The following is a 21,585-nucleotide window of genomic DNA, read 5'->3' as shown; positions in this document are numbered from 1 at the left end:
TCAGCCCCTCCCTCCGAACAGGCCGCCGAGGAGGCCGTTGAGCCCGAGCGGGTCGGCCGGGGCCTTGCCGCCCGGCTGGGCGCCGGTGGCGCCGCCGGTCTTGCCGTTGCCGCCGGTCGCCTTGGGCCCGCCGAGCAGACCGCCCAGCCCGCCGCCCAGGCCGGGCAGCAGCTTGCCGAGGCCGACCAGGTCGAGCAGGTCGCGGACCAGCCCGGTGACCGTACCGCTGAGCAGGCCGTTGACGTTGAGGTTGTCGAGGTGCAGCTCGAGGGCGATGTTGAGGTAGTCGGTCGCCACCACGCCGTCGGCCGCCTTGGCGGCGTTGATCACCGCGCGCAGGGAGTTCTCGAAGGTGCCGTTGTTCTTGGCGAACTCCGCCAGCACCGGCTCCAGCTCGCCGAGCAGCGTGAGCAGCTGGGCCCGGGTCGCCCCGACGGTCTGGTTGGCGGCGCCGGTGAACTTCTCGATCTCGGCGAGCAGCTCGGTGAACTGCGGCGTCTTCTCGCGCAGCACCTTGGCTGCGGGCCGGATCTCGCGGACCGCCCGGTTGATCGTCTCCTTGCGCCCGTTGAGCGTGGTGGAGAGCGAGTTGAGCGAGGTGAGCACCGCGTCGATGCTCTGGGTGGTGGCGTTGGCGCGGGTCAGGAAGACCGACGCCTTGTCCAGCAGCGCCCGGTAGTCGCCCTCGTTGCCGTTGAGCGCCTTGTTGAGCTCCTCGGTCACCGTCTGGAGCTGGTCGAGACCACCCCCGTTGATGAGCAGCGAGGCCTGGGCCAGCGCGTCCTCGACCGAGGGCGCGGTGGTCGTCGACGCGCGGGTGAGCACCGCGTCGTCGGCGAGCGCCTTGCCGGTGGCGGGATTGGTGATGTCGACGAACAGCTCACCGAGCGGCGTGGTGTAGCGCAGCCGCGCCTGGGCGCCCTCGCGGACCTCGGCGTCGGTCTTGATCGTCAGCGTCGCCTCGGCGGTGAAGTCCTTGGGCTTGATCTCGGCGACCTTGCCCATGTCGACGCCGTTGACCTTGACCGGAGCCCCGACCGCGAGGTTGAGCGCGTCGTCGAACTCGGCCTTGATCTCGATGGTGTCGCCGCTGACCCCGGTGCCCGGGATCGGCAGGTCGCGCATGGTGGTGCTGCAGGCGCTCAGCACGCCGAGCAGCAGGGCCAGGAGCGCGGCCGTGGCCGCGCGCGGCGCGGTGGTCCGGATCGTCATCATCGCCCTCACCGTCCCGGCTGCGTTCCGTCGAGGATCTCGCACAGCGGCCCGAGCACCCGCGAGCAGACCTGCTGCAGGATGCCGCCCAGCGGGTCGAGGATCAGCGGGTCGATCCGGACCGGGAGCCGGTCACCGGGGACCATCCGCAGGTTCTCGAGGGCCAGCGGCATGACCCGCAGGATCTCGGCGAGCTGGTCCTGCTTGCTCAGCACCGTCTTCATCAGCTTGGTGCCCCCGTCGAGGTTGCGCACGATCTCGGCGCGGTTGTCGACCGCGAACTTCGCGACGGTGGTGACCGCCTCGTCGAGCGAGCGCAGCGCCTGGCGGAAGTTCTCGCGCTCGTCGGCGAGCATCGTCGAGGCCTTGGACACCTGCTGGATGAACGTGCGCGCGGTCTGCTCGTTGGTCGAGATCGTGGTCAGCAGGACGTCGAGCGACTTGAGGGTCGCCGCGATGTTCTCCTTCTGGCTGGCCAGTCCGTCGACGCCGTCGGCCAGCGAGTGGATCGTCTGGTTGAGCAGCGGACCACGACCCTGGAGCGCCTCGGCGCCGGCGTCGATGAAGCGCTGGACGGCCTTGGTGGTGTCCTTGTTGCCGCCGATGCCGGTCGCGAAGTCGTTGAGCGACTCCAGCACCTGGTCGAAGTCGACCGGGGTCTGGGTCTTGTCGAGCCCGATCGTCGCGTCGTCGTCGAGCTTGGGTCCCGAGCGGTAGACCGGGGTCAGCTCGACGTAGCGGTCGGTGGCGACCGAGCGGGCGACCACGACGGCGCCGGCGTCGGCCGGCACGGGCTGGTCGGCGTCGATCTCCATGGTGACCAGCACCTTGTCGCCGGCCGGCTCGATCGACTTCACCTTGCCGACGGTGACGCCGAGGATCCCGACGTCGTTGCCGACGAAGAGGCCGGCGGAGTCGGCGAAGTAGGCCTTGACGGTCATCTTGTCGCCACCGCTCACCGCGCTGCAGCCCGAGGCGAGCAGCACGGCCAGGACGGCGACGAGGGCGCCGGCGATGCGGGCGAACCGGGTGGTCGTGGTCATCGGCGGCACGTCCCTTCGAGCTTGCAGGTCGTGTCGTCGGCCGGGATCGCGGGCGGCTTGACGTAGAGGGGCAGGAACGGGCCGCTGCCGGTCGCGTTGGCGACGTAGCGGACGGCGGGCGCCATCACCTCGAGCAGGTGGGTCAGCTGCTTGTCCTGGCGGTTGAGCGTGTCGAGGACGGCGTTGAGGTCGGTGAGCGCCGGCTTGAGCTTGCCGTTGGTCGACCGGACGATCGCGGTGAGCGCCTTGGACAGGTCCGTGGTCTCGACGAGCAGCCGGTGGATCGCCGCGCGCCGGGCGGTGATCTCACCGACGACGAGGTTGGCCTGCTTCATCAGCCCGACGATGTCCTGGCTGCTGGCGGAGAGCTGGTCGGTGACCTTGCGGGTGGCCTCCATCAGGTCGCCGACCTGGTCGGAGCGCCGGGAGACGACCTCGGAGAGCCGGGCCACGCCCTCGAGGGCGGGACCGATCTCCTGCTTGCTGGCCCCGAGGGTGCCGGCCATCTCGGTCAGCGCCTTGGCCAGCAGCTCGGGGTCGAGCTCGTCGAGCGCCTCGGAGCCCTTCTCGATCACGTCCTGGAGGTTGTAGGGCACCGAGGTGCGCTCCAGCGGGATCTGGGCACCGGCCAGGCTGCCCGAGCCGTGGGGGTCGACCTCGAGGTAGTGGGTGCCCAGCAGGGTCGCCACCTTGACCGTCGCCGAGGAGCGCGAGCCCAGCTCGATGCCGTTGTCGAGGGCGAAGGTCACGAGCACGTGCTCCTTCTGCAGCTCGATGCCGGTCACCTTGCCGGAGATCACGCCGTGCACCTGGACGTCCTCGCCGGTGCGCAGACCGGCGGTGTGCTCGAGGACGGCGGTGTACTTCTTGGTGCCGAAGTTGGAGAAGCTGAGGAACACGACGAAGGCGCCGACCAGGCCGAGCACGACCAGGGTGACGATGCCGACGCGCAGCGGGCTGCGCTCGTTCATGGGCTTCATCGGCACACCGCCGACCACGGGCCGTTGTTGCCGACCGGGTTGATGCCCGTGCCGTTCTTGGTCAGCGCGATCGAGAGCGAGCACACGTAGACGTTGAGCGCGTTCTCGTACGACGTGGCGCGGCCCAGCGACTCGAAGACCGTCGCGAAGGCGGGCACCGCGGCCGTCAGGCTCGAGCGCGAGCGCTCCAGCATGTCGGCGACCGTGACCAGCCGGTCGGTCGTCCTCACCAGCGGCACCTTGACCTCCTTGAGCAGCGAGCTGGTCGCACCGACCAGGCGGCTGACGCCGTCGATCGAGGCGCCGATCGACTTGCGGTCCTTGGCCAGACCCGTCATCAGGGCACGCAGCTCCTGGACCGTCTGGGTGAGCTCGTCGCCCTGGCCGGCCAGGTTGTCGAGCACCGGCTTGAGGTTGGTCATCACCTGGCCGATCACCTCGTCGCGGTCGGCCAGGAAGTTGCTGAGCTGGCCGGTCTGGGAGAGCAGCTGCTCGACCGTGCCGCCCTCGCCCTGGAGCACCTTGATGAGCGAGCCGGCCAGGGTGTTGACGTCACCGGGCTGGAGCACCCGGAAGAGCGGGCGGAAGCCGTTGAGCAGCCCGGTCAGGTCGAAGCCCGGGTCGGTCTGGGCCAGGGGGACGGTCGCGCCGTCCTTGAGCTCCGGACCGCGCTGGGCGCCCTGGACCAGCGCGATGTAGCGCTGGCCGAGCAGGTTCTGGTAGCGCATGACGAGCTTGGTGGAGTCGAGCAGCGGCTGACCCTCGACCAGCTCGATGCCGATCTCGGCGCCGTCGTCGGTGGCCTCGATGCTGGTCACCTGGCCGACCCGGACGCCGGCCGCCTTGACGTCGTCGCCGGTGCGCAGCCCGTTGACGTCGGCGAACTCGGCCGTGTACTCGCGGGTGTCGCCGCTGACGCCGTTCTGCATGGTGTTGACCAGCAGCAGGAGCATGAGGCCACTGGCCACCGCGAAGGCGGCGAACTTGAACGCGATCGTGCGCAGCCCGGTCATCGGCCCTCCCCCAGCAGCCGCCCGAAGCCCGCGGGGTCGCTGCTCCCGGTCCGGTACGACGGGCGCTGGCCGCCGCTGTAGTAGTCCGGCGGCGAGAGCCGCAGCGTGCCGTCGGTGCGCACGAACCCCTCGCGCACGGCGCTCGGCAGCGTCCGGCCGAGCGCGAGGTTGACCGCGAGCGCGTCGGAGATGCCGGCCTGGCGGTTGTCGTAGACCGCGTCGAGCAGCACCGCGGCACCGTTGATGAACCGCACCAGGTTGCGCTGGTTCTTGTCGAGGAAGCCGGTCGAGATCCGCGCCAGGTTGGTGCCGCCGGTGATGAGCGCGGTCAGCGAGGCCTCCTGGGTCACGATGGTGTGGAGCGTGACGAGCACGTCGTCGGTCGCGTCGAGCAGGTCGGGCGCGATCTCGTCGACCAGCCGCGTGGTCGCCGCCAGGGCGTCGAGGTCCTCGCGTACCTGGGGCATCCGCGGGTTGAGCCGGTCAAGGTAGGAGTTGAGCGTGCGGACCGTCTCGCCGATCTCGTTGCCGCGGCCGTCGAGCGCCTCGGAGGCCGAGCCGATCGCGGAGGCCAGCTCGGCCGGACCGAGCGCCTTGACCAGGCGGTCGATGTCGTCGAGCGCCTGCTGGAGCTCGAGGGTGCCCTGGGTCCGGTCGGCCTGGACCACCGCGCCGGCCCGAAGCTCGCCGCTGGGCTTGCCGTGCACCACGAGGTCGACGAAGGTCGTGCCGAAGACGGTGGCGGGCAGGATCCGGGCGACCACGTTGGACGGGACGGCGTCGAGGTCCTGCGGCGACATCTCCATGTCGACGGTGACCCCGCCCGACGTGGAGCGGCTGATCTGGCTGACCTTGCCGACGATGACGCCGTTGAGCTTGACGTCGGAGCCGGTGCGCAGCGCGCCGCCGGCGTTGGCGACCTCGGCGGTCACGTGCGGCTTGGAGCCGAAGGTGCCGTTGCTGCGCAGCGTGATGAACGCGCCGATCACGGCGATCGCCACGAGGGCGATCAGGCCGCGCCGGGCGAGCTGGTTGCGGGAGACTTCGCGGGCCATGTCGTCACCTCACCCGGAGATCCGGAAGCCGGGGTCGCCGCCCCAGAAGACCAGGGTCAGGACCATGTCGAGGGCCACGATGGACACGATGCTGGCCCGGATGCCGGTACCGGTGGCCTCGCCGACGGCCTGCGGGCCGCCGCCGACGCGCATGCCGTACCAGCAGTGGATCAGGGCCACGGTCAGGGCGAAGATCAGGATCTTGATGATCGAGAAGACGATGTCCCTGGGTTGGATGAACGTCGAGAAGTAGTGGTCGTACTGGCCTGGTGACTGGCCGAAGAGGACCACGACCGAGACCTGCGAGGCGATATAGCTGCCGATCAGGCCGATCAGGTAGAGCGGCAGGATCGCGACCATGCAGGCGATCACCCGGGTGGTCACGACGTAGCGCATCGCGCTGACCGCCATCACCTCGAGGGCGTCGACCTCTTCGTGGATCTTCATCGAGCCGATCTGGGCGGTGAACCGGCAGCCGACCTGGGCGCCGAGGGCGAGCGCGGCGATCAGCGGGGCCAGCTCACGGGTGTTGACGCTGGCGGAGATGAAGCCGGTCAGCGGCGCCAGGCCGACGATCTCGAGGCCGTTGAAGCCCTCGATGCCGATCGACGTACCGGCCGCGACCGAAAGCAGGATCATCACGCCGACCGTGCCGCCGCCGACCAGGAGCGCGCCGCTGCCCCAGGCGATGTCCTTGATCTGGCGCAGCACCTCCTTGGGGTAGAGCGCGATCGTGGTGGGCAGCTCGCGGAAGACCTTGCCGGAGAAGCTCACGAACGAGCCGAACATGGCGAGCACCGACATGATCGAGTCCGCGGTGCCGACCACGGCGTCGGAGGCGCGGGAGCCGAGGGTGCGGCCGAGCTTGATCTCGGACATCAGGCACCCCCGGGGAAGAGCATCACGTAGGCCTGGGTCAGCCCGACGTTGATGACGGCGAGCAGGATCACGCTGAGGACGACGGCCTGGTTGACCGCGTCGGCGACCGCCTTGGGCCCGCCGCGGGCGTTGAGGCCCTTGTGGGCGCACACGATGATCGCCACGAACCCGAAGAGCAGGCCCTTGAACTCGGCGAGCGCGAGGTCACCGGGTTGGGCCAGCCCCACGAACGAGTCGAGATAGGTGCCCGAGGAGATCTGGCCACCGCCCACCACGATCGCGAACGCCGTGATCATCGCGGTCATCGCCACGATCACGGTCAGCAGCACCGAGACGACCAGCGCGGCGAGGATGCGGGGCGCGACCAGGCGCTGGATGGGTGAGATGCCCATGACCTTGAGCGCGTCGATCTCCTCGCGGACCGTGCGCGCGCCGAGGTCGGCGCAGACCGCGGAGCCCACCGCTCCGGCGATCATCAGCGAGGTGACCAGCGGTGCGCCCTGGCGCAGCACGCCGATGCCGTTGACCGCGCCGATGAAGGACTGCGCGCCGATCTGGTTGGCCGCGGCGCCGATCTGGACCGAGGTGATGACGCCGAACGGGATGGCGACCAGGATCGTCGGCAGCAGCGAGACCCGGGTCATGAACCAGCACTGGAGCAGGAACTCGGACCAGGAGAAGCGCCGGGCGACGATGTCGGCGAAGCCCCACTGGATCGACTCGACCGCGAGCTTGACCAGCTCGCCGGTCGTGATCACGCCGGCCTTGAACCGGCCGGTGAGGTTGTCGAGGGCCGAGCGGCCCCAGCCCCCGGCAGCGACGGCGCTCATCAGGCCGCCGCCTTGGGGATGTCGAAGGCGGTGGCGAGCCGCAGCGCGGCGGCCTTGTCACCGCGCACCCGCAGCTGGCCGCGCAGCACGCCGGTGATCGCGCTGAGGTGGCCGGTGACCAGCCGGAGGAAGTCGTGGGCCTCGCAGGTCACGGTCGCGTCGCGATCGTCGGGCCCGACGGCATCGGCCGCCTCCCCGGCGAGGACGGTCGCCTGACCGTCGCTGAGTCGGAGCACGTAACGGTCCACCTCTCCGTCGGGGCGGCCGGTCAGGCGGAACCCGACCGTGATCCGCGCACCGGCCGCCTTGCGGCCGTTCACATGGGCTGGCATCCGGCTGAAGATCTCATCGAGGACGACCGGACGGAAGCCTGAGGCCAGGACCGATCGCAGATGGTCGATGTCCACGCCGTGCAGGGCGCGGGAGACGTCGAGCGGGTCGATGTCGCGCGGGTCGACCGGGACGCCGGTGAGCGGCGCGGTGCCGTCGGCGGCGAAGAGACCGGCCAGGGCGAGCGCCAGGGCGCTGTCGCCCTCGATCTCCAGGCTCCGGCCGAGGTAGGCCACGGCGATCTCGAGCTGGCCGGCCACCAGGCGCAGCAGCTGGACGAGGCTGCCGCGCACCACCAGGTCGGGGCCCTCCTCCGCGTCCGTGACCGGCTCGACGACGCCGTCGGCGAACCGCACGGTCGCGGCGAGCGCCGGGTCGCCGGATTCCCAGCGCACGACGCCGCGCACGCCGTCGCGCTGGGCGGGCACGGCGAGGTCACCGATCCGGCTCGTCACGACCTCGACAACGGCTCGACCCCGCCCGACGTCATGCACCAATGTGACCAGGCTCTCGTCGGAGGCCTCGCGGATCGCGTGGACGAGCGCGGCCGGGTCGGCCGCGCGGAGATGGGCGACCAACTCGTCAGGGGTGGCGCGCGTCCAAGCGCTCAACCGCACCCGTGCCATGCCCGCTCCCCGCCCTCGACCGACTGACTGTTGCTCGGTGTAACAGATATCACGCCATTTGGTCACGGGTCGGGAGATGTTCACGCGGTGACATGCGCGGACCGTGCCGCGGACGGCGCAGCCCGGCCGCCATCACCAGCAGTGGGACCCGGCCCCGGTGACCGGTCCACGGCACCAGGTAGCGGGCCAGCTCGGCGTCGTCGAAGAGGCGTCCCTCCAGCGCCCAGCCGACGTCCTTGGCGACGTGGTAGTCGCCGTACGAGACGGCGTCGGGATCGCCCAGCGCCCGCTGGCGGACCTCGGCCGCGGTCCACACCCCGATGCCGGGCAGGCTCCGCAGCCGCCGCTCGGCCTCCTCGCCGCTCAGGGACGCCGCCCGCTCCAGGGCGGCGGCGTGGCGGGCGGCGGTCACCACGGCCCGGCTGCGCGCCGGGTCGATGTGCAGGCGCAGCCACTCCCACGAGGGGATCGCGCGCAGGGTCTCCGCGTCGGGCTGGACCATCAGCCCCAGCCCGCGCGCGGCACCGGGGCCGGGCGCGGGGACGCCGTGGCGTCGTACCAGGGCGCGGAAGCCGGCGAAGGCCTCCTGACCGGTCACCTTCTGCTCGATGATCGAGGGCACCAGCGACTCCAGGACCAGACCGGTCCGGCCCAGCCGCAGGTGCGGGTACCGGCGCCGGGCCTCGACGAGGACGGGGTGCCGCGGCTCGAAGCCGGTCCAGTCGTCGTGCTCGCCGAGCAGCGCCGGGAGCTGGTCGAGGGCCCAGGCGGCGCCCGGTCCCCAGGCCTCGGCGGCGACGGCACCGTCGGCGTCCTGGTCGCGCACCGCGAGGGTGACCAGGCCCTCCGGCGTACGGCTCCCCCGCCAGTGCCGGCCCTCGACGGCCAGCCGCAGCGTCGGGTCACCGCCCCCGCGCCGGTGCTGGCCCAGCAGCGCCGCCACCGGAACCGGGCGACCGGGGTGCCACACGCGGGTGGCGCCGTCCGGGGAGGTCACCGCAGCACTGTACGGCTCCGCGTGGACTAGGCTCTCTCGCGCAACAACGAATCTATTTCATCTCTCTTTCATCTCCTCAGGCTCCGGAGGGCAGTTGAGCATCGACCCGACCCGCAGCCGCCGAGCCCGCCTCGACCAGGAAGCGGTGCTCCAGGCGGCCGAGGCGCTCGTCGACCGCGACGGGTACGACGCGCTGACGATGACCTCGCTCGCCACCGAGCTCGAGGCCCGGGTGTCGTCGCTCTACAACCACGTCGCGAACCTCGAGGACCTGCGCGCCCTCATCCAGGTCCGCGCGATGCGGCTGCTCGGCGACCACGTCCGCAAGGCGGCCATGGGCCACGCCGGGCTCACCGGCCTGCGCGCCCTGAGCCACGCGCTGCGCGCCTTCGCCCGTACCCACCCCCAGCGCTACGCCGCCCTGACCCGGCCCCCGATCGACCGCGAGGCGTTCTACGCCGCCGCGCTCGACGCGATCGAGGCGCTGGCCGTCATGGTCCGCTCCGCGGGCCTGCCCGACGACCGGCTGCTGCAGAGCGCGATGGCGCTGTTCGCCTCGCTCCACGGCTTCGTCTCGCTCGAGGTGGCCGGCTACTTCGGCGACCTGTCCGGCACCAGCGCGGAGTCCCTCGACCTCGACCTGGTCTACGAGCAGGTCATCGACGGCGCCGTCACCGCCGCCTCCCTGGAAGCCACGCGCTGACGCGATGCTGCTCCACGACCTCGTCGACGTCTCCCGCGCGGTGGCGGCGACGCGGTCGCGCAAGGAGAAGGTGCGGCTCCTCGCCGACCTGCTGAACGCCGCCGCTCCCGGTGAGCGGGACCTCGTCGCCCACTACCTCGGCGGACGCCTGCGCCAGCGCCGCACCGGCCTGGGCTGGCGCAGCCTGCAGACCTTGCCGCCCCCGGCTCCCGCGCCGACCCTCGAGGTGGGCGAGGTCGACGCGGCCTTCGCGGCCATGGCGCTCCTGGCCGGGCCCGGCTCGGCCGGCCGCCGTGCCGCCGCGGTCGTCGACCTGTTCGGCCGCGCCACCGCCCCCGAGCAGGACTGGCTGCGCGCCGTCACCGTCGGCGAGGTGCGCCAGGGCGCGCTCGAAGCCGTCGTCACCGAGGCCCTCGCCCTCGCCGCGGACGTGCCGCTCGCCGCCGTCCGCCGGGCGGCGATGCTGGCCGGCGGCGCGACGTACGTGGTCGGGGCGGCGTTCGAGGGCCCCGCCGCCCTCGCCGAGGTCGGCCTCACCGTCGGCCGCCCGATCCTGCCCATGCTCGCCTCCTCGGCCCCCGACGTCGCCGCCGCCCTCACCAAGGCCGGCGGCAGCGACGGCGGCCTCGTCGGCGTCGACGCCAAGCTCGACGGCATCCGGATCCAGGTCCACCGCGACGGCGACGACGTCCTCGTCGCCACCCGCAGCCTCGACGACATCACCCACCGCCTCCCCGAGGTCGTCGCCATCGTCCGCGCCCTCCCCGCCACCCGCCTCGTCCTCGACGGCGAGGCCCTCTCGCTCGCCCCCGACGGCCGCCCGCGGCCCTTCCAGGAGACGGCCTCCCGGACCGCCACGGACGGTGCATCCGACGGCGCCGTCGTGTCGCCGTACTTCTTCGACGTGCTGCACCGCGACGGCACCGACCTCCTCGACCTCCCCGCCCACGAGCGCTGGCAGGTCCTCGAGGACCTCGTCCCACCCGAGCACCGCGTCCAGCGCTGGATCGGCACCGACCCCACCGCCGCCGCAGCCTTCACCACCTCCGTCCTCGCCTCCGGCCACGAGGGCGTCGTCGTCAAGGCCGCCGCGGCGCCGTACGACGCGGGGCGACGGGGCTCGGCCTGGGTCAAGGTCAAGCCCGTCCACACCCTCGACCTCGTCGTCCTCGCGGTCGAGCACGGCTCCGGCCGCCGCCGCGACTGGCTCTCCAACATCCACCTCGGCGCCCGCGACCCCTCGTCGCCGTCCGGGTTCGTGATGCTGGGCAAGACCTTCAAGGGGATGACCGACGAGATGCTCACCTGGCAGACCGAGCGGTTCCGGTCGCTGGAGGTGTCCGACGACGGGTGGGTCGTGACCGTGCGGCCCGAGCAGGTCGTCGAGATCGCCTTCGACGGGCTCCAGCGCTCGACGCGCTACCCGGGTGGGCTGGCGCTGCGGTTCGCGCGGGTGGTGCGGTACCGGGACGACAAGTCGGCTGACGAGGCGGACACGATCGAGACGGTGCGGGCGTTCCTTCGACATTCGGCAGTCGGTTCGTGACAGGGTTCGAGCCATGGGCGAGATGGCCGCCGAGGACTACGAGTCCATCGACCGCGCATCCCGCGAGCTCTACGCTCAGGGTTGGCGCAAGGCGTTCACGCTGAACGAGATGTTCGACGCTTGGGCGTCCCTCGTCGCAGAGGTCGAGCGGGGCTATGACCAGATGGTCGACGAGTACACGAATGACATGGCTTGTCGCGACTGGCTCTCTCTCGTGTGGCCGATGCTGACGGACCGGGTTCGAGACGCACGAGCCGAGGAGTTGAAGGTCCTCGACGCTCGCTTCAAGACGGCTACCGAGGACGACGGTGGCTCTGCGATCGGGCGGTTCTACCGGGTCGAGAACAAGGACGGCTGGTGGTGGCGGCGGCGGCCGATCAAGGCTGCGGGAGTGTTCGCGGCGGACCTGGCCGCTGAGTGACGGCGTCCGCCACACGCCGATCAGCCACCACTCCTAAAGACCTTCAAGGGCATGACCGACGAGATGCTCACCTGGCAGACCGAGCGGTTCCGGTCGCTGGAGGTGTCCGACGACGGGTGGGTCGTGACCGTGCGGCCCGAGCAGGTCGTCGAGATCGCCTTCGACGGGCTCCAGCGCTCGACGCGCTACCCGGGTGGGCTGGCGCTGCGGTTCGCGCGGGTGGTGCGGTACCGGGACGACAAGTCGGCGGACGAGGCGGACACGATCGAGACGGTGCGCGGGCTGCTGACGCCCTGACCTGCCCTCACCAGAACCCGAAGCAGAACAGGTCCCGCCATGCACCGTCCTCTCGCCGTCGCCTCACTCACCGCTGCCCTCGTCCTCACGGCGGCGGCACCCTCGCAAGCGGCCTACCGCCCTGGGTACAACCAGCAGGCGAAGGCGATCGCCAAGGCAGTCGGCTGCAAGAGCGTCCGCCTGGCGGAAGGCGCCGGCGGGATGACGAAGAGCTCGCTCGTGTGCAACCTGCGCGGGAAGCGGGTCAACCTCATCACCTTCAAGAACGAGCGCCAGCAGATCCAGTGGCTCGACCTGGTCGACATCGCGTTCCCCGACGGTGGGTACGTCGGTGTCGCTCGCGGCGTCGTCGTGGTCGCCAAGAACGGCAACCGCGCAGCTGCGAGCACCGGGGCGCGGGCCCTCAACGGAGCGGTCGTGCCCGTGGGGCTCTGACTCCCAGACCGAGATGTTGCAACACCGAGTTGCACATCGCGTACACTCGCCCCATGGCGACCCACGCACCCGCAACCGGCGGACGCCGCAAGGCGGCCGCAGCGCGCCGCAAGGCGCGCCAGGCGGAGATCATCGCAGCGACGCGGCAGATCTTCGACTCCAAGGGTGTGCGGGACGTGCAGATCGAGGAGGTCGCGAGCGCGGTCGGGATCAACCGAGCGATCGTCTACCGGCACTTCACCGGCAAGGAGGAGCTCTTCGCGCTCACGCTCGTGGGCTACCTCGAGGAGCTGCACGACGTGATGGCCGCGGCCGCGGCCGGGTCCGAGGAGCCGGCCCGGCAGCTCGAGGCGATCGTGGGTGCCTTCGTCGACTACGGCGTCGCACACCCGGCGTTCGTGGACTGCGCGCAGGCGCTGATGGTGCGGCCGGGTGACGAGCTGCTCGACGAGATCGCCGAGGGGCCGCTGTTCAAGCTGGGGCGCGGCATCACCTCGTGCCTGACGGTGCTCTCCGAGACGCTGGCCACCGGCGTCGACAAGGGCGCCTTCCACCTCACCGACGACCCGATCCTGCTCGCCAACGCGCTCTACGCCAGCGGGCTCGGGGCGCTCCAGCTCGCCCGGCTGGGCATCCTGGTCAGCGAGATCGCGCCAGGGATCCCGACGGTCGGCGAGATCTCGTCGGAGCAGGTGCGCTCCTACATGGTCCGCTCGGCGCTGGCGCTGGTCACCGCCGCCTGAACCCCACCCCCAGCCCAGCCCGTACGACGAACGGCCCGCCCCCGACAGGGAGCGGGCCGTTCGCGCGAGCGAGCGGAGCCTCAGCGCTCCATGATCGCGACGACGCCCTGGCCACCGGCCGCGCAGACCGAGATCAGTGCCCGGCCGCCGCCGTTGGCCTGGAGGAGCTTGGCCGTGTTGGCCACGATCCGGCCGCCGGTCGCCGAGAACGGGTGGCCCGCGGCGAGCGAGGAGCCCTTGACGTTGAGCTTGGCGCGGTCGATGGAGCCCAGGGGGGCGTCGAGGCCGAGGCGCTCCTTGCAGAACACCGGGCTCTCCCAGGCGGCGAGCGTCGAGAGCACCTGCGAGGCGAAGGCCTCGTGGATCTCGTAGAAGTCGAAGTCCTGGAGGGTCAGGCCGTTGCGCTCCAGCATCCGCGGTACGGCGTACGCCGGCGCCATGAGCAGGCCCTCGGCACCGTTGACGAAGTCGACCGCGGCGACCTCGGAGTCGACGAAGTAGGCGAGCACCTCGAGGCCGTGGGCCTCGGCCCACTCCTCCGACCCCAGCAGTACGGCGGACGCGCCGTCGGTCAGCGGGGTCGAGTTGCCGGCCGTCATGGTCGCCGCCTCGCCCTTGCCGAAGACCGGCTTGAGCTTGGCGAGCTTCTCGAGCGAGGAGTCGGCGCGCAGGTTGTTGTCGCGCTCCAGGCCGCGGAACGGGGTGATGAGGTCGTCCTGCCACCCCTCGTCGTACGACGCGGCGAGGTGGTGGTGCGAGGTGACGGCGAGCTCGTCCTGGGCCTCGCGGGCGATCTGCCACTCCAGGGCGGTCAGTGCCTGGTGGTCGCCCATCGACAGGCGGGTGCGCGGCTCGCCGTTGGACGGGATCGCCAGGCCGATGTCGCCGGGGCGGATGGTGGCGAGGATCGCGAGGCGGTCCTTGGTGGAGCGCGCGTTGTTGAGCTGGATGAGCTTCTTGCGGAGCTTCTCGGAGATGGCGATCGGCGCGTCGGAGGTGGTGTCGACACCGCCGCCGATGCCGGACTCGATCTGGCCGAGCTTGATCTTGTTGGCGATGTAGTTGATCGCCTGGAGGCCGGTGCCGCAGGCCTGCTGCAGGTCGACGGCCGCGGTCTCGGGCGCGAGCTTGGTGCCGAGCACCGACTCGCGGACCAGGTTGAAGTCGCGGCTGTGCTTGAGGACGGCGCCGCCGGCGACCTCGCCGAGACGTTCACCCTCCAGCCCGAAGCGCGCCACCAGGCCGTCGAGCGCGGCGGTCAGCATCTCCTGGTTGGAGGCGGTGGCGTAGGCCCCGTTGGAGCGAGCGAAGGGGATCCGGTTACCGCCGAGTACGGCGGCCCGACGAACAGTGTCTGCCATGGTTCCATCCTCACCTCTGTCGGTCCTCAGGAGAACCGTTTGAGTGCCAGATCACGAAATGTGGACTCAGAGTTACACATCTAGTTACATAGACTACGAGCGGGCCCGGCCCGTGGACAAACCTTCCGCTGAACCCACACAGATTGCGACCTGAGCATGAGCGACAAGTACCAGGGCTTCGTGAGCTCCCCGATCGGCAAGATCCTCGTCAAGAACCTCGGTCTGCCCAACCCGGTCGAGCTCGACCGCTACACCGCCGGTGACCCGCTCGTGCAGGGCACCGTGCTGGTCGGCGGCACCGGCCGCCTCGCCGAGTCGCTGCCCGGCCTGCTCGACCTGATCGGCGTCGCGTCGACCACCGCCGCCGAGGACGGCCAGAAGCTCAAGGGCCTCGTCTTCGACGCCACCGGGCTCCAGGACGCCGGCGACCTGGTCGCGCTGCGCGACTTCTTCACCCCGGTGCTGCGCAGCCTCGAGCCGTGCGCCCGCGTCGTCGTCCTCGGTACGCCGCCCGAGCAGACCAAGGGCGGCGAGCGGATCGCGCAGCGCGCGCTCGAGGGCTTCACCCGCAGCCTCGGCAAGGAGCTCGGCCGCGGCGCGACCTCGCAGCTCGTCTACGTCGCCGAGGGCCAGGAGGCCGCCGCGACCAGCACGCTGGCGTTCCTCCTCTCCCCCAAGTCGGCCTACGTCTCGGGCCAGGTCATCCGGATCGGCGCCCACGGCAAGGCCACCACGACCGCGGTCGACGACTGGACCCAGCCGCTGGCCGGCAAGGTCGCGCTCGTCACCGGCGCGAGCCGCGGCATCGGCGAGGCGATCGCCCGGGTGCTGCACCGCGACGGCGCGACGGTGGTCGGGGTCGACGTACCGCAGGCGGCCAGCGAGCTCCAGGCGCTCATGAACGAGCTCGAGGGCGACTGGCTCACCCTCGACATCACCGGCAAGGACGCCCCCCAGCGGATCGCGCACCACCTCAAGGAGAAGCACGGCGGCGTGGACGTGGTCGTCCACAACGCCGGCATCACCCGCGACCGCAAGCTCGCCAACATGGCGGCCAACGACAAGGGCGACCGCTGGACCTCGGTGATCGCGGTCAATCTCACCGCTCCCGAGCTCATCACCCGCGAGCTGCTCGACCAGGGCGTGGTCAACAAGGGCGGCTCGATCGTGGGCGTCGCCTCGATCGCCGGCATCGCCGGCAACGTGGGCCAGACCAACTACGCCGCGTCCAAGGCCGGCGTCATCGGCCTCGTCGACAGCTTCGCCGACGAGCTGAAGGACGGCATCACCATCAACGCCGTCGCGCCGGGCTTCATCATCACCCAGATGACCGCGGCCGTCCCGTTCGCCACCCGCGAGGTCGGCCAGCGCCTCAACGCCATGTCCCAGGGCGGGCTCCCGGTCGACGTCGCCGAGACGATCGCCTGGTACGCCAATCCGGCGTCGTCGGGCGTCAACGGCAATGTCGTGCGGGTCTGCGGCCAGATGATGCTGGGGGCCTGAGCATGGCTCTCCCCGTGATGCTCAAGGCGGCGCTGCCCGCCGTCCCGGGCCTCAACCAGCTGCCGGGCATCAAGAAGACCGGCGGTGCGCTGCCCACGGTGACGCTGCGCCGCGACGACGTCGTGGTCGAGCGCGCCCAGGTCCAGCGGTACGCCGACGTGTGCGGCTTCCCGAACAAGGACGTCGCCCCGCTCCCCTACCTGCACATGCTGGCGTTCCCGCTCCACATGCAGCTGATGACCGACGCGTCCTTCCCGTTCCCGGCCATCGGCTCGGTGCACCTGGAGAACACGATCGTCCAGCACCGTCCCGTCGCCATCGGCGAGACCGTGTCGCTGGCGCTGACCGCCGACAACCTGCGGGCCAGCACCAAGGGCCGTGCCTGGGACATGAACGTCACCGGCACCGTCGGCGACGAGGTCGTGTGGGAGTCGGTGTCGACGTACCTGCGGGTCGGCAAGGGCGACAAGGACAACGGCGACCCGGGTATGAGCCTGGTCGCCGTCGACGCCAAGGGCCCCGTGTGGAGCCTGGGCAGCGACCTCGGCCGGCGCTACGCGGCGGTGTCGGGCGACCACAACCCGATCCACCTCTACCCGCTGACCGCCAAGGCCCTCGGCTTCCCGCGCCACATCGCCCACGGCATGTGGAGCAAGGCGCGCTGCATCGCGGCGCTCGAGAACCGGCTGCCCGACGCGGTCAAGGTCGAGGTGGCGTTCAAGAAGCCGATCTTCCTGCCGGGCAAGGCGCAGTTCGGCGCCGACGGTACGGCGAGCGGCTGGGACTTCACGCTGGTCAACCCCAAGTCGGGTGCGCCCCACCTGCTGGGACGCACGACCGCGCTGTGACCTGACGGGAGCGACGCACAGGCCCGGTCCCCCAGGCGGGGGCCGGGCCTGCGCGTGTCCGGGGCAGGTCAGGTCAGGTCAGGCCGCGCCGTCCTGGTCCAGCGCCGCGTAGCGGTCGGGCCGGGTGCGCCGGGTCCGCTCGGCGACGACCAGTCCGGAGACGAAGGTCGCCGCGATGCCGCAGCCGAGGACGACGGCCGTGCCGGTGCTCCCGACCAGCAGCGAGAAGTTGGCGATGATCACCACCAGGATCACCGTCAGCCCCGCGCACGCCAGGCCCGGCGCGATCACCGCGTGCCACACGCTCGGGCCCGGCGCCTTGGTGCGGAAGAAGACGATCACCGCCAGGCTGGTCATCGCCATCAGCGCGATGAGCCCCAAGGTGGAGGCGCCGGAGAACCACACGTAGGTCTGGCCGATCGGGTCCCACCCGAGCAGCGCGACGGTCGCCACCGCGGCGAACGAGATGGTCGTGAAGGTCAGCGAGGAGCGCGACGGCGTGCGGTGCCGGTCGCTCACCTCGGCGATCGCGGCCGGCAGCAGGCCCTTGGTCGCCAGAGTGAACTGGTAACGCGTGATGACGTTGTGGAACGACAGCACGCACGCGAAGAAGCTCGTCACCAGCAGCACCTGGATCACGTCGGTCAGGATCGGCGAGACGTAGGTGGCGGCGAGGTTCTGCACGACGTCCTCGGGGTCCTGCGACGCCTGGTCGACGGCCTGGCCGACGCCGAGCCCCTGCACCACGACCCAGGCGGCGAACGCGTAGAACACCCCGATGAAGACGACCGCGACGTAGGTCGCGCGCGGGATGGTCCGGTCGGGATCCTTGGCCTCGTTGCGGAAGACCGCGGTCGCCTCGAAGCCGATGAAGCAGAAGAAGGCGAACATCAGGCCGAGGCTCGGCGCCCCCGTCGCGAAGCTGGACGGCGACAACGGCGTCGCGCTCAACCCGTCGGCGCCGCCGTGGCCCACGATCGCGACGTCGAGGACGACGACCGCCAGCGTCTCGGCCACCAGGAGCACGGCCAGGACCTTCGAGCTCAGCTCGATGTCGCGGTAGCCGAGCAGACCGACGGCGAGCACCCACGCGAGGGCACTGCACCACCAGGGCACGCCGACGTGGACCCGGTCGAGCAGCGTCGAGGTGGCGACGCCGAGGTAGGCGTAGAGCGCGATGAGCATGACGGCGTACGACCCGAGCGCCAGCGCGGCCGCGCCGACGCCGACGTGCCGGCCCAGCCCGCGCTGGATGTAGGAGTAGAACGCACCGGCGTTCGGGACGTGCTTGCTCATCGACGTGAAGCCGACCGAGAACAGGCACAGGACGACGGTCGCCACCATGAAGAACTGCGGCGCGGCGGTGCTCCCGCTGGCCGAGATGATGACCGGGACGCTGGCGGTCACCACGGCCAGCGGCGCGGCCGCGGCGACCACCATGAGCACCATCGGTACGACGCCGAGGCCGCGCTGCATCCGGGCCGCCCCGTCGGGCGAGGGCTGAGCGGCGCGCGCGACCGGCGGCGCGCCGGACGGGCTCGTCATGAGACCACACCGCGCAGCACGATGCTCTTGACCTGGGTGAACTCCTCCAGGGTGTAGGCGATGCCCTCGCGGCCCAGACCGCTCTTCTTGTAGCCGCCGAACGCCGCCACGTCCGGGCGGTAGGCGTTGCCGCCGTTGACCGAGACGATGCCCGCCTGGATGCGGCGGCCGGCCCGGATCGCCCGCTGGAGGTCGGCGGTGAACACCGCCGCGTTCAGGCCGAGCCGGGAGGCGTTGGCGAGGTCGACCGCCTCGTCGAGCCCGTCGACCGCCAGCACGGAGAACACCGGGCCGAAGATCTCCTCGTCGGTGGCGATGCCGACACCGGTGTCGATCTCCAGCACGGCCGGCGTGATGAACGCGCCGTCCCGGACGCCCCCGACCAGGATCCTCGCGCCCTGGCCGACGGCGTCCTGGATCTGGCGCTCGACGCGGCGGGCGGCGTCCACGCTGATGAGCGGTCCCACATCGGTGTGCTCGCTCCTCGGGTCGCCCACACGCAGCCGGCGTACCCGGTCGCTCAGCGCGGCGACGAACTCGTCGTAGCGCGCGCGGGCGACCATGATGCGCTTGGTCGCGACGCATACCTGCCCGTTGGCGAAGATCCGGCCGGCGACCGCGTGGTCCACGGCGGCCTCGACGTCGGCGTCGTCGCAGACGATGAAGGCGTCGTTCCCGCTGAGCTCGAGGAAGACCCGCACCACGTTGCGACCGGCGCTCGCGGCGACGATGGTGCCGACCTCGGTGCTGCCGGTGAACGTCACCGCGGCGATGTCGGGGCTCTGCGAGAGGTGGCTGCCGACGACCTCGCCGTAGCCGGTGACGAGCTGGAGGGCCGCGCCGGGCACGCCCGCCCGGTGCAGGATCTCGGTCAGCAGGATCGTGACCAGGGGGTCGTCCTCCGGCGGCTTGACCACGATGGCGTTGCCCGCGGCCAGCGCGGCGCCGACCTTGTGGGCGTAGAGCTCGGCGGGGAAGTTGAACGGCACGATGCCGACCAGGACGCCGAGCGGCTCGCGCACGGTGATCATCAGGTCGGACTCGAGGCCCTCCTGGATGTCGAGCGGGATCGTCTGCCCGAACAGGCGCAGCGACTCCTCGGCGAAGCCCTCGAAGATGCGCGCCGTCGTGTCGATCTCGGCGGTGGCGTCGGCGATCGTCTTGCCGTTCTCGGCCGACAGCACGGCGCTGAGCTCGTCGCGGCGGGCGCGGATCTCGGCCACGGCGGCCTTGAGGATCGCCACCCGGCGGTACGCGGGCGTGGCCGCCCAGGCGGCAGCGCCCTCGGGGGCGGCGTCGAGCGCGGCCTGGGCGTCGGCGGCGGTGCCCGCGGGGATGGTTCCCAGGAGCGCGCCGTCGTACTTGTTGCGGACCTCGATGATCTCGCTGGACGCGCTGTCGCGCTCCTGTCCCGCGATCGACATCCGGTAGCGGACCAGCGTCTCGGCCGGTGCGTTCATCTGCGAGCCTCCTGTCATTCGGCGCCAAGTTGGGTGGCGAAAACGAAGCAGAACGGCGTGCTTCGGGGGGCGCGATCCGAAGATCGTGCCGGGTGGGGCCGGCAGTCTTCGATGATCTTCACCGGGCGGCCGGGGCGACCGGGCCACCCCGGAAGGTTCTTCGGCCGCTCAGCGCACCGGGTGCCTCATCTCCTCGTACCCGGTGACGTACTCCATGTGCTGCACGCCGATCAGGTGGTCGAACATGATGCTCGTCGTGGTGGCCGCCACCGGTCCGGCGCTGAGCTTGGTGGCGACGAAGTCGCGCAGCTGCGAGCTCGACGTGCACGCGACGTGGATCAGGAAGTCGTCGGGACCGCCCATGAAGAAGACGTTGATCACCTGGGGGAACTGGATCACCCGGCTCGCATAGGTCTTGACCTGGTTGCGCGCCTGGGCCTGCAACCGCACGAAGACGATGGCCTGGATCGGGAACCCGAGCGCCTCGTAGTTGACGAAGGCGTTGACCGACTTGATCACCCCGAGGTTCGTGAGGCGCTTGACCCGGGCGTGGCAGGTCGACGGGGCGATGCCCGCCTTGCGGGCCAGGTCGTTGTTGGACATCCGGCCGTCGGTCGTCAGCTCCCACAGCAGGATCTCGTCGATCTCGTCGATCTTGATCTCTCGCGAACGCTCGTCGACGTAGCGCGCCATCGGTGGTCCTTCCCTCGTGCGGCAGAAACTTCGGGCGGAGCCCAGGTGCGCCCACCTTGGACGAAGAACCTGCCTGAATCAAGCCTTGTTACGAGAGGTCTTCGGCAGCGACCACATGGAATCGAAACTTCTCCCACTCTTGCTCTTCCGCGGGGCCACCGACCCCCACGACCAAGGAGCAGTGATCCCATGATCCCGCCGAAGGACACCCCCGAGCGGCAGGCCGCGCTCGACCGCCTCACCGAACGCGCCCGGTTCGTCCGGCTCGAGACCGTGCGCCTGTCCCGGGTCGCCGGGGCCGGCCACTACACCTCGTCGTTCTCGGCCGCCGAGCTGTTCGCCGCGCTGTACTACGCGGTGCTCGACCTGCGGCCCGACGAGCCGGCCTGGCCCGACCGCGACCGCTTCGTGCTGAGCAAGGGGCACGCGGCGATCGGGCTGTACCCGGTGCTGGCCGACCTGGGCTTCTTCCCGCCCTCGGACCTCGACACCTACACCCGGCTCGGCAGCCCGTTCGGCGACCACCCGGACATGAAGAAGGTCGCCGGCATCGACTTCAGCTCCGGCTCGCTCGGGCACGGGCTCTCGATCGCGGTCGGCATGGCGCTGGGCGCCCGCATCGGCGAGCGCCCGTACCGCACGTTCTGCATGCTCGGCGACGGCGAGCTGCACGAGGGCCAGGTCTGGGAGGCCGCCAACGCCGCCGGGCACTACCGGCTCGGCCGGCTCGTGGCGATCGTGGACCGCAACCAGCTCTGCATCGACGGCTTCACCGACGACGTGATGAGCGTCGAGCCCGTCGAGGACCGGTTCGCCGCCTTCGGCTGGCAGACCCACCGGGTCGACGGCCACGACCTCGACGCCGTGCTCGACGTCTTCGACGCCCTGCCGGACGGTCCGGACGGACCGCCGCAGGTGATCGTGGCCGACACGGTCAAGGGCCGCGGGGTGCGGCTCATGGAGTTCAACCCGGACTGGCACGTCGGCAACCTCGTCGGCGCCGACTACGACGACGTGATCGCGGAGCTGCAGGCCGGCCTGCAGCCGATGGAGGCAGCGAAGTGA

Annotated in this window: 21 protein-coding genes and 1 pseudogene; 9 read left to right on the top strand and 13 right to left on the bottom strand. The window is 71.1% G+C overall.

The genetic code is table 11. The features are described 5' to 3' along the window. The 9 genes from M0M48_RS07735 to M0M48_RS07695 all read right to left on the bottom strand — a co-directional run bounded on the left by M0M48_RS07735 (nucleotide 1) and on the right by M0M48_RS07695 (nucleotide 8,965). Nucleotides 1-1,215: an MCE family protein gene (locus M0M48_RS07735; protein ID WP_257750692.1), complete on the bottom strand. Its 1,215-nt coding sequence runs from the start codon at nucleotides 1,213-1,215 to the stop codon at nucleotides 1-3. A gap of 5 nt (nucleotides 1,216-1,220) precedes the next feature. Continuing rightward, complete coding sequence (locus tag M0M48_RS07730; protein WP_215815012.1) at nucleotides 1,221-2,255, bottom strand: MCE family protein; 1,035 nt, start codon at nucleotides 2,253-2,255, stop codon at nucleotides 1,221-1,223. Further along, nucleotides 2,252-3,226, bottom strand: a complete 975-nt coding sequence (locus M0M48_RS07725) for an MCE family protein (RefSeq protein WP_215815013.1) — start codon at nucleotides 3,224-3,226, stop codon at nucleotides 2,252-2,254. Before M0M48_RS07725 ends, M0M48_RS07730 begins: the two co-directional genes overlap by 4 nt. 5 nt (nucleotides 3,227-3,231) lie before the next feature. Then, nucleotides 3,232-4,248, bottom strand: a complete 1,017-nt coding sequence (locus M0M48_RS07720; RefSeq protein ID WP_215815014.1) for an MCE family protein — start codon at nucleotides 4,246-4,248, stop codon at nucleotides 3,232-3,234. Next, on the bottom strand, nucleotides 4,245-5,303 hold the full coding sequence (locus M0M48_RS07715; protein ID WP_257750691.1) for an MCE family protein: 1,059 nt from the start codon (nucleotides 5,301-5,303) through the stop codon (nucleotides 4,245-4,247). The genes M0M48_RS07720 and M0M48_RS07715 overlap by 4 nt, the downstream gene beginning before the upstream one ends. Nucleotides 5,304-5,312: 9 nt before the next feature. Further along, complete coding sequence (locus M0M48_RS07710; RefSeq protein ID WP_252373345.1) at nucleotides 5,313-6,182, bottom strand: MlaE family ABC transporter permease; 870 nt, start codon at nucleotides 6,180-6,182, stop codon at nucleotides 5,313-5,315. Beyond that, on the bottom strand, nucleotides 6,182-7,012 hold the full coding sequence (locus M0M48_RS07705; protein WP_215815016.1) for an MlaE family ABC transporter permease: 831 nt from the start codon (nucleotides 7,010-7,012) through the stop codon (nucleotides 6,182-6,184). The genes M0M48_RS07710 and M0M48_RS07705 overlap by 1 nt, the downstream gene beginning before the upstream one ends. Continuing rightward, nucleotides 7,012-7,920 (bottom strand): SCP2 sterol-binding domain-containing protein, encoded by a 909-nt coding sequence (locus tag M0M48_RS07700; RefSeq protein WP_257759321.1) that lies wholly within the window; start codon nucleotides 7,918-7,920, stop codon nucleotides 7,012-7,014. The genes M0M48_RS07705 and M0M48_RS07700 overlap by 1 nt, the downstream gene beginning before the upstream one ends. A 97-nt stretch (nucleotides 7,921-8,017) precedes the next feature. Beyond that, entirely contained in the window at nucleotides 8,018-8,965 is a 948-nt protein-coding gene (locus M0M48_RS07695; protein ID WP_257750689.1) for a DNA-3-methyladenine glycosylase family protein, read from the bottom strand. A gap of 94 nt (nucleotides 8,966-9,059) precedes the next feature. On the opposite strand from M0M48_RS07695, the gene M0M48_RS07690 reads away from it, so the two are divergent. The 6 genes and pseudogenes from M0M48_RS07690 to M0M48_RS07665 all read left to right on the top strand — a co-directional run bounded on the left by M0M48_RS07690 (nucleotide 9,060) and on the right by M0M48_RS07665 (nucleotide 13,110). After that, entirely contained in the window at nucleotides 9,060-9,668 is a 609-nt protein-coding gene (locus tag M0M48_RS07690) for a TetR/AcrR family transcriptional regulator (protein ID WP_215815018.1), read from the top strand. 4 nt (nucleotides 9,669-9,672) lie between these two features. Next, on the top strand, nucleotides 9,673-11,214 hold the full coding sequence (locus M0M48_RS07685; protein WP_257750688.1) for an ATP-dependent DNA ligase: 1,542 nt from the start codon (nucleotides 9,673-9,675) through the stop codon (nucleotides 11,212-11,214). A gap of 13 nt (nucleotides 11,215-11,227) precedes the next feature. Continuing rightward, a complete protein-coding gene (locus M0M48_RS07680; protein ID WP_257750687.1) occupies nucleotides 11,228-11,635 on the top strand; it encodes a hypothetical protein in 408 nt (135 codons plus the stop codon). A gap of 48 nt (nucleotides 11,636-11,683) precedes the next feature. Next, nucleotides 11,684-11,932: pseudogene (locus tag M0M48_RS07675) on the top strand (ATP dependent DNA ligase); the annotation flags it as partial. A gap of 39 nt (nucleotides 11,933-11,971) precedes the next feature. After that, nucleotides 11,972-12,367, top strand: coding sequence for a hypothetical protein (locus M0M48_RS07670; RefSeq protein ID WP_257750686.1), 396 nt, complete (start codon nucleotides 11,972-11,974; stop codon nucleotides 12,365-12,367). Between the two features lie 53 nt (nucleotides 12,368-12,420). After that, the gene (locus M0M48_RS07665) at nucleotides 12,421-13,110 is read left to right on the top strand and encodes a TetR/AcrR family transcriptional regulator (protein ID WP_257750685.1); all 690 of its coding nucleotides are present in this window, start codon (nucleotides 12,421-12,423) and stop codon (nucleotides 13,108-13,110) included. A gap of 80 nt (nucleotides 13,111-13,190) precedes the next feature. Here the strand turns inward: M0M48_RS07665 and M0M48_RS07660 are convergent, their stop codons facing one another. Continuing rightward, a complete protein-coding gene (locus M0M48_RS07660; RefSeq protein WP_257750684.1) occupies nucleotides 13,191-14,471 on the bottom strand; it encodes an acetyl-CoA C-acetyltransferase in 1,281 nt (426 codons plus the stop codon). Nucleotides 14,472-14,627: 156 nt separating this feature from the next. On the opposite strand from M0M48_RS07660, the gene M0M48_RS07655 reads away from it, so the two are divergent. Both M0M48_RS07655 and M0M48_RS07650 read left to right on the top strand, forming a co-directional pair. Then, nucleotides 14,628-15,974, top strand: coding sequence for a 3-oxoacyl-ACP reductase (locus tag M0M48_RS07655; protein WP_257750683.1), 1,347 nt, complete (start codon nucleotides 14,628-14,630; stop codon nucleotides 15,972-15,974). 2 nt (nucleotides 15,975-15,976) lie between these two features. Then, nucleotides 15,977-16,822, top strand: coding sequence for a MaoC family dehydratase (locus tag M0M48_RS07650; RefSeq protein WP_257750682.1), 846 nt, complete (start codon nucleotides 15,977-15,979; stop codon nucleotides 16,820-16,822). A 78-nt stretch (nucleotides 16,823-16,900) separates the two neighbouring features. Here the strand turns inward: M0M48_RS07650 and M0M48_RS07645 are convergent, their stop codons facing one another. From M0M48_RS07645 to M0M48_RS07635, 3 genes are all read right to left on the bottom strand, one after another. Then, nucleotides 16,901-18,367 (bottom strand): APC family permease, encoded by a 1,467-nt coding sequence (locus tag M0M48_RS07645; RefSeq protein ID WP_257750681.1) that lies wholly within the window; start codon nucleotides 18,365-18,367, stop codon nucleotides 16,901-16,903. Further along, a complete protein-coding gene (locus M0M48_RS07640; RefSeq protein ID WP_257750680.1) occupies nucleotides 18,364-19,827 on the bottom strand; it encodes an aldehyde dehydrogenase family protein in 1,464 nt (487 codons plus the stop codon). Before M0M48_RS07640 ends, M0M48_RS07645 begins: the two co-directional genes overlap by 4 nt. Before the next feature lie 168 nt (nucleotides 19,828-19,995). After that, on the bottom strand, nucleotides 19,996-20,520 hold the full coding sequence (locus M0M48_RS07635) for an Lrp/AsnC family transcriptional regulator (protein WP_215815027.1): 525 nt from the start codon (nucleotides 20,518-20,520) through the stop codon (nucleotides 19,996-19,998). Between the two features lie 189 nt (nucleotides 20,521-20,709). Here M0M48_RS07635 and M0M48_RS07630 point away from each other — a divergent pair, with 189 nt between their 5' ends. Beyond that, complete coding sequence (locus tag M0M48_RS07630; RefSeq protein WP_257750679.1) at nucleotides 20,710-21,585, top strand: transketolase; 876 nt, start codon at nucleotides 20,710-20,712, stop codon at nucleotides 21,583-21,585.

This window comes from Pimelobacter simplex, from assembly GCF_024662235.1.
Taxonomy (GTDB): domain Bacteria; phylum Actinomycetota; class Actinomycetes; order Propionibacteriales; family Nocardioidaceae; genus Nocardioides.
The sequence above is the reverse complement of the archived record's forward strand: the minus strand, read 5'-3'. Positions and strand labels throughout refer to the sequence as shown.